The 14,016-nt window shown below is 56.6% G+C and carries 14 protein-coding genes; 11 read left to right on the top strand and 3 right to left on the bottom strand.

Translation table 11 applies throughout. From position 1 onward, the window contains the following. The first annotated feature begins 3 nt into the window (after positions 1–3). From pcaH to IT971_RS11645, 6 genes are all read left to right on the top strand, one after another. Positions 4–705, top strand: a complete 702-nt coding sequence (gene pcaH / locus IT971_RS11670; RefSeq protein WP_063091866.1) for a protocatechuate 3,4-dioxygenase subunit beta — start codon at positions 4–6, stop codon at positions 703–705. Positions 706–708: 3 nt separating this feature from the next. Further along, positions 709–1,296 (top strand): protocatechuate 3,4-dioxygenase subunit alpha, encoded by a 588-nt coding sequence (gene pcaG, locus IT971_RS11665; protein ID WP_037991462.1) that lies wholly within the window; start codon positions 709–711, stop codon positions 1,294–1,296. Positions 1,297–1,427: 131 nt separating this feature from the next. Next, positions 1,428–2,282 carry a CoA transferase subunit A gene (locus IT971_RS11660; RefSeq protein WP_063091867.1) on the top strand — a complete coding sequence of 285 codons (855 nt, stop codon included), beginning with the start codon at positions 1,428–1,430 and terminating at the stop codon, positions 2,280–2,282. Positions 2,283–2,296: 14 nt separating this feature from the next. Continuing rightward, the gene (locus IT971_RS11655; protein ID WP_037991458.1) at positions 2,297–3,070 is read left to right on the top strand and encodes a CoA-transferase subunit beta; all 774 of its coding nucleotides are present in this window, start codon (positions 2,297–2,299) and stop codon (positions 3,068–3,070) included. An 11-nt stretch (positions 3,071–3,081) separates the two neighbouring features. Further along, positions 3,082–4,287 (top strand): 3-oxoadipyl-CoA thiolase, encoded by a 1,206-nt coding sequence (gene pcaF / locus IT971_RS11650; RefSeq protein ID WP_063091868.1) that lies wholly within the window; start codon positions 3,082–3,084, stop codon positions 4,285–4,287. Positions 4,288–4,427: 140 nt separating this feature from the next. Next, positions 4,428–5,768, top strand: a complete 1,341-nt coding sequence (locus tag IT971_RS11645; protein WP_063091869.1) for a 3-carboxy-cis,cis-muconate cycloisomerase — start codon at positions 4,428–4,430, stop codon at positions 5,766–5,768. A gap of 47 nt (positions 5,769–5,815) precedes the next feature. Here IT971_RS11645 and IT971_RS11640 read toward each other — a convergent pair whose 3' ends face one another. Continuing rightward, a complete protein-coding gene (locus IT971_RS11640) occupies positions 5,816–6,313 on the bottom strand; it encodes a GNAT family N-acetyltransferase (protein ID WP_063091870.1) in 498 nt (165 codons plus the stop codon). Next, on the bottom strand, positions 6,295–7,035 hold the full coding sequence (locus IT971_RS11635; protein ID WP_063091871.1) for a TenA family protein: 741 nt from the start codon (positions 7,033–7,035) through the stop codon (positions 6,295–6,297). Before IT971_RS11635 ends, IT971_RS11640 begins: the two co-directional genes overlap by 19 nt. Before the next feature lie 199 nt (positions 7,036–7,234). On the opposite strand from IT971_RS11635, the gene IT971_RS11630 reads away from it, so the two are divergent. The 5 genes from IT971_RS11630 to IT971_RS11610 all read left to right on the top strand — a co-directional run bounded on the left by IT971_RS11630 (position 7,235) and on the right by IT971_RS11610 (position 11,931). Next, positions 7,235–7,465 carry a DUF2892 domain-containing protein gene (locus IT971_RS11630; protein ID WP_037991445.1) on the top strand — a complete coding sequence of 77 codons (231 nt, stop codon included), beginning with the start codon at positions 7,235–7,237 and terminating at the stop codon, positions 7,463–7,465. A gap of 34 nt (positions 7,466–7,499) precedes the next feature. After that, entirely contained in the window at positions 7,500–8,408 is a 909-nt protein-coding gene (locus IT971_RS11625; protein ID WP_063091872.1) for an MBL fold metallo-hydrolase, read from the top strand. A gap of 47 nt (positions 8,409–8,455) precedes the next feature. Continuing rightward, complete coding sequence (locus IT971_RS11620) at positions 8,456–8,869, top strand: TIGR01244 family sulfur transferase (protein WP_051682338.1); 414 nt, start codon at positions 8,456–8,458, stop codon at positions 8,867–8,869. A 73-nt stretch (positions 8,870–8,942) separates the two neighbouring features. Next, entirely contained in the window at positions 8,943–10,706 is a 1,764-nt protein-coding gene (locus IT971_RS11615) for a SulP family inorganic anion transporter (protein ID WP_065702206.1), read from the top strand. 112 nt (positions 10,707–10,818) lie between these two features. Then, positions 10,819–11,931: a peptidase C39 family protein gene (locus IT971_RS11610; protein WP_223305118.1), complete on the top strand. Its 1,113-nt coding sequence runs from the start codon at positions 10,819–10,821 to the stop codon at positions 11,929–11,931. A gap of 39 nt (positions 11,932–11,970) precedes the next feature. On the opposite strand, the gene IT971_RS11605 is transcribed toward IT971_RS11610, so the two are convergent. Then, positions 11,971–13,944 carry a GNAT family N-acetyltransferase gene (locus IT971_RS11605; protein WP_007089333.1) on the bottom strand — a complete coding sequence of 658 codons (1,974 nt, stop codon included), beginning with the start codon at positions 13,942–13,944 and terminating at the stop codon, positions 11,971–11,973. Positions 13,945–14,016: the final 72 nt, after the last annotated feature.

The raw sequence follows: 14,016 nt of genomic DNA, 5'->3' as shown, positions 1-14,016 counted from the left end.
GCCATGTCCACATTCAAACCGCGTGACTGGGGTTCCCACGCCCCCTTTATCGCGCCCGGTTACAAATCCACCATTCTGCGCGGTCCGACGCGCGCCCCGCTTGCCATCAAATCCGGTCTGACCGAGGGCACTGGCCCGCGTTTTGCCCCGGCATCAGTTCGCAAGCTTGATTTCGATCTGACGAAAAACGGTATCACCAATGGCGAACCGCTGGGCGAACGCATTGTGGTGCATGGCAAGGTCATGGATACCGATGGCCGCCCGCAGCCCGATATTCTTGTGGAAGTCTGGCAGGCCAATGCAGCCGGGCGTTATGTGCATAAGGTGGATCAGCATGATGCGCCGCTTGACCCGAATTTTCGCGGGTCGGGCCGGTGCATGACGGATGCCAACGGCAATTATGTTTTCTATACGATCAAGCCGGGAGCCTATCCGTGGGGCAACCATTTCAATGCATGGCGTCCGAACCATATTCATCTGTCCCTGTTCGGGCCGGGTTTTGCCACGCGCCTTGTGACCCAGATGTATTTTCCCGGCGATCCGTTGCTGGAACTTGATCCGATTTTCCTGGGTACCGAGGACGCCGCGGCACGCGAACGCCTGATTGCGAAATTCTCGATCGAGAAGACCGAGGAAGGCTTTGCCCTTGGTTATCAGTTTGACGTCGTCCTGCGCGGACGCAATGCCACCCCGATGGAGAGTTAAGTCATGGCATATGGTGAAACCCCCTCGCAGACGGTTGGTCCGTATTTCGCCTATGGCCTGACCGCCGGGCAATATGCATACGACTTTACCGACATTGCCGACACGACCATCGCCGGACCGGACGCGGAAGGCGAACATATCCGCATCACTGGCCGTGTTCTTGATGGCAACGGCGATGTCGTCAATGACGCGATGATCGAAATCTGGCAGGCCGACGCCAAGGGAAACTATGCCGAAAATCCGGTTGATGTTGCGTCATCGGGTTTCCGGGGGCTTGGCCGTTGTGGCACCGGCACGGATGCGCAGAACCGCTTTTACTTTGACACCGTCAAACCGGGTGTTGTTGCCGACGGTACGGCCCCGTTTGTCAATGTCATCGTGTTCATGCGCGGCATGCTGGTTCATGCCTTTACCCGTTTCTATTTCGATGACGAGGCGGCATTGAACGCCAGGGATGATATCCTGCAATCGGTTCCCGCTGATCGCCGTGACACGCTGATTGCCAAGCGTGTCGAAACCCGTACCGGGGTTGAATACCGGATCGACATTCACATGCAGGGGGACGCGGAAACCGTGTTCTTCGACGTGTAAGTCGCTTCGGTCCGGATGGCTGTGTTCGCTGCTTTGGGGAAAGCCGGTAGGCGCAGCCATCCAAATCATTCCAACGCATCCGGCTGAGATATGCCGCGTTTTCTTGTTCTGGTTACCACAGGAGTTTTACCGTGGTTGCACGTTTCATGTCGCTTAAAGAGGCTGTCGCATCCTGCATCAAGGATGGCGATACCGTCTCGATGGAAGGTTTCACGCATCTGATCCCGCATGCCGCCGGGCACGAGGTCATTCGTCAGGGGATCAGGGATCTGACCCTGATCCGGATGACGCCCGACATGATCTATGATCAGCTGATCGGGGCCGGTTGTGCCAAGAAACTGGTGTTTTCGTGGGGCGGGAACCCCGGTGTCGGGTCTTTGCACCGGTTGCGCGATGCGGTTCAGGAAGGCTGGCCGCACAAGCTTGAGATCGAGGAACACAGCCACGCGGCAATGGCCAATGCCTATGACGCGGGGGCGGCAGGTTTGCCATGTGCGGTGTTCAAGGGATATCGCGGGGCGGAATTGCCGCGCGTGAACAAGAATATCAAATTCATCGAATGCCCGTTCACTGGTGAAAGCCTGGCCGCTGTTCCGGCCATTCGCCCGGATGTTGCCGTGGTCCATGCCCAGAAAGCCAATAAAAAGGGCGATGTCCTGTTTGAAGGCATTGTCGGGGTTCAGAAAGAAGCCGTTCTGGCGGCCAAAAAGTCGATCATTACGGTCGAGGAGATCGTCGATAACTTTGACGATGTTCCCTACAACGCCGTGATGCTGCCGAACTGGGCAGTGACCGCGATTGTCGAGGTGCCGGGTGGCGCACATCCGTCTTATGCCCAAGGCTATTACAAGCGCGACAACGCGTTTTACAAGGCGTGGGACAAGATCGCCAATGATCGTGACAGCTTTAGCGCGTGGATCGATGAGCATGTCATGAAGGGCGGCCCTGAAGATTTCGCCGCCAAGCGCGAAGCGAACAAAGGGTAAGCGGAGGAAAGATCATGGTTGACTATACCCCTACCGAAATGATGACGGTTTCTGCCTCGCGCGCACTCAAGAATGACGATGTGTGCTTTGTCGGCATTGGCATGCCGTCGGCAGCGTGCAACCTTGCACGTTTGACACATGCGCCGGAACTGACCCTTATTTATGAAAGCGGTACGATTGGCACGAAGCCGGACGTATTGCCGCTATCCATCGGCGATGGCGAGCTTTGCGAAACGGCCGTCAATACCGTGCCGGTGCCGGAAATGTTCCGTTACTGGTTGCAGGGCGGCAAGATTTCCGTGGGCTTCCTTGGCGCGGCACAGCTTGATAAATACGGCAATATCAATACCACCGTGATCGGCGATTATGATGATCCCAAGGTCCGCCTGCCGGGCGGTGGCGGGGCACCGGAAATCGCGACCAGCTGTGGCGAGGTGTTTCTGGTGATGAAACAAAGCAAGCGTGGCTTTGTTGAAAAGATCGATTTCGTGACCTCGCTTGGTCATGGCAAGGGCGGGGATGACCGCGCGTCTTATGGTGTCGATACCAAAGGCCCGTCGCGACTGATTACCGATCTTTGCATCATGGAACCGCATCCGGTTGGCAAGCATTTCATCGTGACATCGATCCATCCGGGCGTGACGCGCGAAGATATTATCGAAAACACCGGCTGGACTGTTGAATTTGCTGATGAAGTCGCCGAAACTCCGGTGCCCGACGCGCACGAGCTTCAGGTCCTGCGTGACCTGCATGCCCGCACCGCCAAGGCCCATGAAGGCCAGCAGTAAGGACCCCACATATGGCTGATGCTTATATCTGCGATTTTATCCGCACCCCGATTGGCCGTTTTGGCGGCAGCCTTTCATCGGTACGCACCGATGACCTTGGTGCCATTCCGCTGAAGGCACTGATCGAACGCAATCCGAATGTTGATTTCGGCGATGTCGATGACGTTATTTTCGGATGTGCCAATCAGGCCGGGGAAGACAATCGCAACGTGGCGCGCATGTCGTCGCTTTTGGCCGGATTGCCGGAAAATGTTACCGGCACGACGGTCAACCGTCTGTGCGGGTCGGGCATGGATGCGATCATCATGGCCGCACGCGCGATCAAATCGGGTGAAGCCGATCTGATGATTGCCGGCGGTGTCGAAAGCATGTCACGTGCACCGTTCGTGATGCCAAAGGCCGAAACGGCCTTTTCACGCAATGCGGAAATCCATGACACCACGATTGGCTGGCGTTTCATCAATCCGGTGATGAAAAAGCAGTACGGCGTTGATTCCATGCCTGAAACCGGTGAAAACGTGGCCGAGGATTTCAAGATCAGCCGTGCCGATCAGGATGCCTTTGCCGCCCGTTCGCAGGACAAGGCGGTGGCAGCACAGGAAAACGGCAATCTGGCCGCGGAAATCACGCCGGTCACCATTCCGCAGCGCAAGGCCGACCCGATCATCGTTGACAAGGATGAACATCCGCGTCCGGGCACCACGGTTGAAAAGCTGGGCAAGCTGCCGACCCCGTTCCGCGAAGGTGGTTCGGTAACGGCGGGGAATGCATCGGGGGTTAATGACGGCGCGGCGGCATTGATCATTGCATCGGAGGCGGCGGTCAAGAAATACGGCCTGAAACCGATTGCCAGGGTGGTTGGCGGTGCGACGGCGGGTGTTCCGCCACGCATCATGGGCTTTGGCCCGGCACCGGCCAGCAAGAAGCTTCTGGCGCGTCTTGGCCTTACGACCGATCAGCTTGACGTGATCGAACTGAACGAGGCCTTTGCATCGCAGGGGCTTGCGACATTGCGCGATCTTGGCATTGCCGATGACGATGCGCGTGTGAACCCGAATGGCGGGGCGATTGCGCTTGGTCATCCGCTTGGCATGTCGGGCGCACGTATCACCGGGACGGCTGCGATGCAGTTGAAACGTAGTGGCGGCAAATATGCGCTGGCGACCATGTGTATTGGCGTCGGGCAGGGCATTGCCATTGTGCTTGAAGCGGTCTGATTGATCGTTTGCTTTCAAGAAGGCCCCTGTACCGTTGGAAGAACGGGCAGGGGCTTCTTTTTGTGTTGTTGACCGAACGCAGTCGCAGCGCGACACTAACGACCTGAAATAACACCTGTTTAAACGGTGGACCAAACCAGATGACGATTTCGCCCTTTGATTCTGCGATGCTTGGCAATCTGTTTGCCGATGCGGAAATTGCCGCCCTGTTTACCGATGATGCACAGATTGCATCAATGGTGCTGTTCGAGGCGGCATTGGCATCGGCCGAAGCACGCGCGGGCGTGATCCCGGAAACAAGTGCGAACCGTATTGCCGATGTGTGCCGCGAATTTCGCCCCGATCCCGCGACATTGGCGGCAGGATCGGCAAGTGCCGGTGTGCCGGTTCCGGCATTGGTCAAGGCGCTTAAGGCCGAGGTCGGCGGGGATGATGCGCGCTATGTCCATTTTGGCGCAACCAGTCAGGATGTGGTTGATACCGGGCTTGTGTTGCGGCTTCGCGATGCGGTGGGGATTATTCGCCGCCGGACGCGCAAGCTGATCAAGGCATTGATTGCACAGGCCGAAACCCACCGGGCAACGGTCATGATCGGGCGGACCCGTTCACAACAGGCGGTGCCGACCACATTCGGGCTTAAGGCCGCCGGATGGCTGGCACCATTGGTGCGGATTGATCAGCGGATTGATACGTTATGTACCGATCTGTTCCGGTTAAGTTTTGGCGGGGCAGCGGGGACGCTGGCATCCATCGGGGATAAGGCGATTGAGGTTGAACGCAATCTGGCCGATGAACTTGAACTGCCCCCAACCGATATGCCGTGGCATAGCCAGCGCGATGTTCTGGTCGATTTTGCCGCACAGTTAACCGCGCTGAGCGGTGCGCTTGGCAAGATGGGGCAGGATTTGGTGTTGCTGGCGCAATCCGAAATTGCCGAAGTCCAGCCGGGCAAGGGCGGCGGATCATCGACCATGCCGCATAAATCCAACCCGGTGCAGGCCGAAATGCTGATCACATTGGCGCGGTTCAATGCAGGCCAGCTTGGCACATTTGCGCAAAGCCAGATACATGAACATGAACGATCCGGGGCAAGCTGGTTGCTGGAGTGGCTGACTTTGCCGCAGATGGTCATGGCGACGGCGGCGGGCTTGGCGCAGGCGGTTGATATGGTGCCGAGCCTTAAGGTCAATGCTGACCGGATGGCGGCCAATCTTGAACTGTCACGCGGGGCGATGCTGGCGGAGGCCGCGACCTTTGCGCTTGCCGAGCATCTTGGACGTGACGGGGCGGACAAGCTGGTCAAGGATGCGCTTTCGCGGTCTGCCGCCAATCAAAGCAATCTGTTTGATGAATTGCCCGGACTTACCGATGTCGGGATCGACTGGGCCAAGCTGCGCGACCCGGCGAATTATATCGGGCAGGCCGATGCCTTTGTCGAGCGGGTGGTGACAACCGCCCGTCGGGCGATCAAGGACAGTTGACATGAAAAGGCGGTCGGGAAATGACCGCCTTTTGATTTTGCCCGCGATCAGGTCACAGGACGCAGGCGTTTTTCAACGGCGTAGTTATGTATCGGGACCCCGGCGACTTCAAAATCGCGGCGTTCAACCACGTGAAAGCCCTGTTTTAACAGGAAGCCCTTGGCGAGTTCACTGGCTTCGGAATAGAGCTTTGCGATGTTGCGGTCACGTGCCGCTTTTTCAAGGGCGTCATAAAGTATCCTGACCGCACCGGTCCCGGCAAGTTCGGGCAGGGCATACAGAAAATGGAGATGCCCGTCGGCTTCGAGATCGCAAAAGGCGACGGCCCGGTCGTTTGCATCGGCCGCAATCAGGCGCAGCCGACCATCATCCATCAGTTCGGCAAACCGTTCTGCGGTTGGGGCGAGAGACGTCCAGATGCCGACCTGATCAGGGTTATAGGCACGTGATCCCAGTTCCATGACGGAACGGGTGTAAATTTCGGTCAGCACCGATGCATCGGTTGCGCGATACGGGCGGATGGTGATCAATTCTGTGAACCCCATGCCGCGTCAAAGAACCGGACTTCAAGTTCGGTTGCCTTGCGAAAACAGGAAAGACAGTTTGCACGGGCCATGTCATCGAGTGTCGGTCCGGTTTTATTGAGCTGATCATTGAGGAAGGCGACGACACTTTCGAAATAGGTCCCGATATGCAGATCAAGCCATTCGGCGTACCAGAATTCTTTGGGGTGGCTTTCGATTTCATTGTGAACCCGATCCGCCCAGCCAAGATAGGTGCCTTCGGCCACGGCCAGAACCGCCAGCATGCTGGCGTAGTCGTTGCTTTCCATGGCGGTGCGCATCAGATCCTTGAAGGCCGCGGTGACGTCCCAATCCGGCATTTCGCGGCGTTCCTGTTCGGTGACGCCCAGCGCATCAAGTGATCGTTCGAAATAGGTGTTTTCCGGTCCGGTCAGAAGGGCGAGAAACTGGCAGGCCGGGATGCGGTCCGGCAGCGTTGGCGCACGTGATACGGCACCGGCCAGAAGGGCAACAAACCGGTCGATGAAACGGTGGTCCTGAATCAGATAGTTTTTGAGATTGCGGTCGGGAACTGCGGCCTTGCCCCAGGCATCGGTAAAGGGATGGTGGGTGACCTTGTGCCAATCATCGGCAACACACGCCTTGAGCCACTGGGAAAATGTGCCCGCCGGATTTTGCGCCTGCCAGACTGGCCAATCAAATGTTGAGGCGTTTTCGGGTTGTGATGCAACGTTGTCGGCCATGATCCATCCCCAGAAATTTTGATTTGAGAGGGGCTTAGCACGCGCGGGAAAGGACCGCAACCGGGCGGTTTTGTGCATTGCATTGCGATGGATCATTTTTAACACAAAAAAATGATAAAATTACATTTGATTATTATAATGTTTAATTATAACCTTTGAGCCAGAGATTATTCATCCATTTAAAAAGCGGAGTTTCGCGATGAAAGCCAATGTTGGAACATTTGATCGTGTGGTACGGATCATCCTTGGTCTTGTCCTGATTGTATTGCCGTTCATCCTTGCGACCGAGGCCGGTCCGTTTGCCACCCTTGGCGGTTTTGGCTGGCTTGCGATGATTGTGGGCGCCGTCATCCTGTTGACCGGGGTTATGCGATTCTGCCTGCTGTATCGCATTTTGGGTATTTGCACCTGTCAGACATCCACGAACTAGCATTATCGGCGTCCGACAATACCGGAGGAGTGGCATGAGTATCGGATCAGGCAAACCGTCGCTTCGGGCGGACAAATCGAAAATGCCGGTGGTGAAGGCATTTTTTGACGAGGCGACCTTTACGATCAGCTATGTGGTGCGCGATCCGCAAAGCAGTTGTTGCGCGATTGTTGACTCGGTTCTGGATTATGACCCGGCAAGTGGCCGAACCAATACCGCTTCCGCCGATGCGATTGTTGCCTTTGTCCGCGAGGAAGGGCTTACGGTGCAATGGATACTTGAAACCCATGTCCATGCCGATCATCTGTCGGCGGCCCCGTATTTGAAGGACAAGTTGGGCGGGCGCATGGGTATCGGATCAAAGATCAGTGTGGTGCAGGAAACATTTGGCAAGGTGTTTAACGCCGGAACGGAATTCCAGCGCGACGGCAGTCAGTTCGACCATCTGTTCGAGGATGAGGAAACGTTTGAAATCGGCGGGCTTTCGGCGCGTGCGCTGCATACGCCAGGGCATACACCCGCCTGCATGTCCTATGTGATTGGTGATAGCGTTTTTGTCGGTGATACGTTGTTCATGCCCGATTTCGGCACCGCAAGATGTGATTTTCCGGGTGGGGATGCGGCGACACTTTATCGGTCGGTGCAAAAGATTCTGGCCCTTCCGGGAGAAACACGGATGTTTCTTTGCCATGATTACAAGGCACCGGGGCGCGATATTTATATCTGGGAAACCACGGTGGCCGAAGAACGCGCCCATAATGTCCATGTCCGCGAAGGTATCAGCGAGGATCAATTCACCAAAATGCGCAAGGCCAAGGACGCGACATTGGATATGCCGCGCCTGATCCTGCCATCGGTTCAGGTAAATATGCGCGCTGGGGAGTTGCCACCAGCCGAAGATAATGGCATCCGTTATCTCAAGATCCCGCTTAACAGCCTTTGAGGGCAAAGGCGGGACGTTTCCGACGCGAAAGAATGGATGCAAGGACGATGAAACGCCTGAATGACGATCTTACCGTATCGCCCCAGATGCCGATTGAGGCACTGGATCACATTGCCCAAGCCGGTTTCAAGACGATCATTTGCAACCGGCCGGACAATGAAGATCCTGGCCAGCCACCGTTTAGTGCGGTCAAGGCGCGGGCCGAGGAACTTGGCCTTACGGCGGTGTTTCAACCCGTGATGAGTGGCAATGTGCAGGACGGCGATGCCGATGCCTTTGCCAAGGCGTTAAACGAATCCCCCAAACCCGTCTTTGCCTATTGCCGGACCGGAACGCGTTGCGCGATTTTGTGGTCGCTTGCCAATGCCGGGAAGATGCCGGTCGAGGATATTGTCAAAACGGCCGCGGATGCGGGGTATGACATGTCTGGTCTGGCACCGCGGATTGCCGCACGGAGCTGATAATTCAGCGGTGCGGCCATTGGCGGAAACGGGCCGACGTGATTTGTGGCCTTGATGGCCCGGAGTGCCGAATGTGAAACGGTTGCACCGTTATTTTCCGATCCTTGACTGGGGACGGACCTATAACCGACACGACGCCGCCAACGATATGACGGCGGCGGTGATCGTGACGGTAATGTTGATCCCGCAAAGTCTGGCTTATGCGATGCTGGCGGGATTGCCGCCCGAAGTCGGGCTTTATGCCTCCATCCTGCCATTGATTGCCTATGCGGTGTTTGGCACGTCCCGTGCCCTGGCCGTCGGGCCGGTTGCGGTCATTTCATTGATGACGGCATCGACCATTGGGGCGGCCCAATTGCCCGAGGGCGTTAATGCCTTGATGGCGGCGGTGACATTGGCGGTGATGTCGGGTTTGATGTTGCTGGCGATGGGGATTTTCCGTTTGGGATTTCTGGCCAGCTTTTTGAGCCATCCGGTCATATCAGGTTTCATTACCGCATCGGGCATCCTGATCGCGTTGGGGCAGGTACGCCATATTCTGGGCCTTCAGATCCCGTCAGGAAATGCGGTGCAGACCGCGATTGCGATTGTGCGATCCGTTGCAGACAGCAACCTTTCGACGGTTTTGATCGGGATTGGCAGCCTGATTTTCCTGTTTTGGGTGCGGATGTCGATGGGGTCGCTTCTGGTGCGGTTGGGGATGGCCAGGGTTTGGGCGTCGTTCTTGACCAAGGCGGGGCCGGTTCTGGTGGTGATCGTCACAACATGGCTGGTCTGGCAGTTTGATCTGGCGGCGGTGGACGTGCGGATTGTTGGCGATGTTCCGGTCGGGTTTCCCGGGCTGTCGATCCCATCCTTTGATCCGGAACTTGTCGTGCAATTTGTGGTGCCGGCATTGCTGATCAGCGTGATCGGATTTGTTGAATCGGTTTCGGTTGCCCAGACATTGGCGGCCAAGCGCCGCCAGCGCATTGTTCCCGATCAGGAATTGATTGCCCTTGGCGCATCGAACATCGCCGCCGGTTTTTCGGGCGGATATCCGGTGACGGGCGGGTTTGCCCGGTCGGTGGTGAATTTCGATGCCGGGGCGCAAACACCCGCCGCCGGTTTGATAACCGCAATTGCGATTGGGGCGGCGACATTTTTCTTAACGCCGCTTTTGTATTTTCTGCCACATGCGACATTGGCCGCAACCATCATTGTCGCGGTATTAAGCCTTGTGGATATTGCGGCGATCCGGCGGGTCTGGGTTTATTCGAAACGCGATTTCAGCGCGATGATGGCAACCATTGCCGTAACGCTTTTGTTTGGTGTCGAGCCGGGGGTGATCAGCGGTGTGCTGCTGTCGATCATTTTGCATCTGCATCACACCAGCCGCCCGCATATTGCGGTGGTCGGTCTGGTGCCTGGAACCGAACATTTTCGCAATATCCATCGTCATCAGGTTTTGACCGGCACGCGGGTTTTGACAGTGCGCCCCGATGAAAGTCTTTATTTTGCCAATAGCCGTTATCTGGAAGACCGGATTTATGATCTGGTGGCGAAGAATCCGGGTTTGGCGCATGTGATTTTGATGTGTCCGGCGATTAATGAAATTGACGCCAGCGGTCTTGAAAGCCTTGAAGATATCAATCTGCGTCTGCGCGATGCCGGGGTTAAATTCCATCTATCTGAGGTCAAGGGACCGGTGATGGACCGGTTGGCGCGCACCGCGTTTTTATCGCATCTGAGCGGGCAGGTGTTTTTATCCCAATATGCCGCGATTGCCGCCCTTGACCCAATGATCATCAACCCGGATCAGGATGGCGACGGCATCGCGACCGTAGAGGCAGGATAGCGTTTTTGCGTGACACATCTGCCAAAATTGCACTTTAAGTTTCGAGAGATTAGAACGATATGGTCACGGCGCGCGACAATGGCGCGCATGCCATGTGTTTGAAGGTGCCGTTTTGAGCGACTTATCACTTCGTATGGCGGTCGAGGGCGATCTGGATGCCCTTTGTGCCATCGAAAACCAATCTTTTGCCATCGACCGTCTGTCACGCCGCGCGTTCAAGCGTTTCCTTGGTATCGAGACCGCGCGTCTGTGCGTTGCCGAGAAGGGCGGGTTGGTGATTGGCTATGCGCTGGTGATTTTCAGGTCCAACGTTGCGATGGCGCGGCTTTATTCCATGGCGGTGCTGGCCGAACATCGTGGGCTGGGTATTGGCCGCGCACTTTTGAACCGGGCCGAGGAGCTGAGCCTTGATTTCGGCGCGCCGATCCTGCGTCTTGAAGTCAATCTGGATAACGATACGGCGATCCGTCTGTTCAAGGCGGCAGGTTACCGCGAATTTGCGCTTTATCCGGATTATTATCCCGACCATTCCGACGCGTTGCGTATGGAACGGGTTCTGGTGCCGCAATCATTGCGTCGGCCATCACCGATCCATTTTTATCATCAGACATTGCCGTTTACCTGTGGTCCGGCGGCGTTGATGATGGCGATGAATGCGCTTGATCCCGATATTGAAATGGATCGCAATCAGGAGATTGCGCTTTGGCGCGAGGCGACGACGATTTTCATGACGTCGGGGCATGGCGGGTGCGGGCCACTTGGTCTTGGACTGGCGGCACATCGGCGCGGATTTGATGTCGAGGTTTTAAGCAGCCGGGACGGGCCGCTTTTTGTTGATACCGTGCGCAAACCCAAAAACCGCGAGGTCGTGGAGCTGGTGCATTATGATTTCGCCCGTCAGGCACGTGAAGCAGGCATTCCGGTAACCACCGGGCCCTTTAGCATTGCGGAAATCGAGGAACGGTCAAAACAGGGCAAGATCGCGCTTGTTCTGATCAGCCAGTATCGGATTTACGGCGATAAAATCCCGCATTGGGTCGTGGTTTCGGGATTTGATGACCGGTATGTCTATGTCACCGATCCTGATATTGGCGAGGATCACGAACCGTTTAGTGGCAGCGATTGCGTATCGACACCGATCCTGCGCAACGAGTTTGACCTTATGGCGCGCTATGGCCGGGACAAGCTTCAGGCGGCAGTGTTCATCGAAAAAAGGGCCGGATAAACCGATCCTTTGTTTGTCATTTCGAGTGTCCGAAGACCTTCAGGGGCGTGCGATCTTGCCCAGAAGATGGGCGATGATCCGGCGATACAAATCCATACCCAGCACCACATCCTCGACCCCGCCATCGATACTGGGGTTGTCATTGACCTCGATCACCATCGGGCCGCGCGGCGTTTCCTTCATATCGACACCATAAAGCCCATCGCCCATCAGGCGGGCTGCGGCAAGGGCGGTTGAAACAATATCGGCTGGGGCGTCTTCAACCGCGACGGTTTCAAAACCGCCTTGTTCAAACGATTTGCCATCATCTTCATGTTTGACGATCTGCCAATGGCCCGGCGCCATGAAATAGCGGCTGGCAAAGAGCGGCTCGCCCCCCAGAACGCCGATGCGCCAGTCAAAGGTGGTTTCGACATATTCCTGAATGACCAGAAGTTCCGAGTTTTTGAACATTTCGGTCGCGACTTCGGCCAGATGTTCGGGCGATTTCACCTTGCGCACCCCGCGCGAGAAGCAGCCATCGGGCACCTTCAGGACCGAGGGGAAGCTGAACAGCTTGCCGATTTCGGCAATGCGGCGTTTATCGAAAATCATGCTGCGCGGGGCCGGGATGCGGTGCGTGCGCAGCAATTCGGCAAGATAGACCTTGTTCGTGCAGCGCAGGATTGAGTCCGGATCGTCAATCACCGGAATGCCTTCCTTGCGCGCGCGCTTGGCAAAACGATAGGTATGATGATCAAGGGCGGTGGTTTCGCGGATCAGCAGCGCATCAAATTCCGACAGATGGTGGAAATCCTTGGCGGTGATCAGTTCGGCCTTGGCACCAAGGTCGGCTGCGGCCTGAACGAACAGGGCCAATGCGTCATTATCGGATGGCGGCAGAACCGCATCGGGATCATGGAGGATTGCCACCAGCGCACTTGGCGGATTGCCGCCAGATGCCGGTTTGCGCACGCGACCGCGCAGATAGGCACGAATGGCACTTTCAAAGGCGGGCAGGTCTTCGGCATCCAGTTGGCTTAGGGCTGGGGCTTCGATTTCGCGCAGGATTTTCTTATCCGACGGGTTCAGATGCAGGCGCAGGATCGGGCAGCGGAACTGATCGAAGGCGCGTTGCGCGATATCGCGAAAACGCTTATCGACGGTGCGGCCGAAAAAGACGTCAATTCTGGTCGGGTGATCGCCGGGTTTGGTCAATGCTTCGACGATTTGCGAGCTCATTTCCGCGCGGGCGGTTTTTTGCAGCCGTTTCCAGTTCAGATCCAGAAGCACGTCGGCTTCGGGGATCACGCGTTCGCTGCGTGCGGCGGCAAGCAAGCTGCAATAATAGCCGCGTGACAGATATTCATAGGACTGACACAGGTTGATCACACGCCGGTTGCGGACCCCGTGGTCAAGCGCAAGATATTCGCGCACCCGCATGATGCGCGCACCGGGCACCTGAAACGGCAGATCCTTGAGGCGGTCCACAAGGATCAGGGGGGCACCGGTTGCAACCGCAGGGGACCGTTCGGTCGGAATATCATAAAGATCATGTTGCAGGCGAATGCCATCGGCCCCGTCTTCGTAATAACCGGGCAGATCGGCAATCTGTTGATAGCCATGGCGATCATAAAGATTGCGGGCATTGCTGTTTTCAACACGGACTTCAAGGCGGATACGCACACATCCGGCATCAATCGCCAGGTTTTCAAGCCCGGCCAGAAGTTGGGTGCCAAGGCCCTTGCCGCGCCACTTATCGGAAATTGCCAGCGAATAAATCCGTGCCGTTGTCGTATTGGCGCGCAGCAAAAGCAGGCCATAACCGACGATATCGGGTGTTCCGCTTTCGCCGGCATCGGCGACCAGAAGACGGGCGGAAGATTGGCGCAGGAAGCGCGAAAAGCCCGATCGTGAAATCGCGTCGCTTGTGAAGCTGCCACTTTCAAGAGCGCAAAGGCCATCCAGATCGGACCGGGTCGCCGTACGGATGATAACGGGCAGGGAGGAATTTGATGTCGCGTTGGAGTTCACTTAGGGGCCTCCGGCTTTTTGGGTGGCAATGGCAAAAAAATAGCCTTCAACTTCGAGTAAGCCGGGCACATT

It is taken from the genome of Thalassospira sp. B30-1 (genome assembly GCF_015767575.1).
GTDB classification, from domain to species: domain Bacteria; phylum Pseudomonadota; class Alphaproteobacteria; order Rhodospirillales; family Thalassospiraceae; genus Thalassospira; species Thalassospira xiamenensis.
Note: the sequence above shows the minus strand (reverse complement) of the source record. Positions and strands in the feature narration are given on the sequence as shown.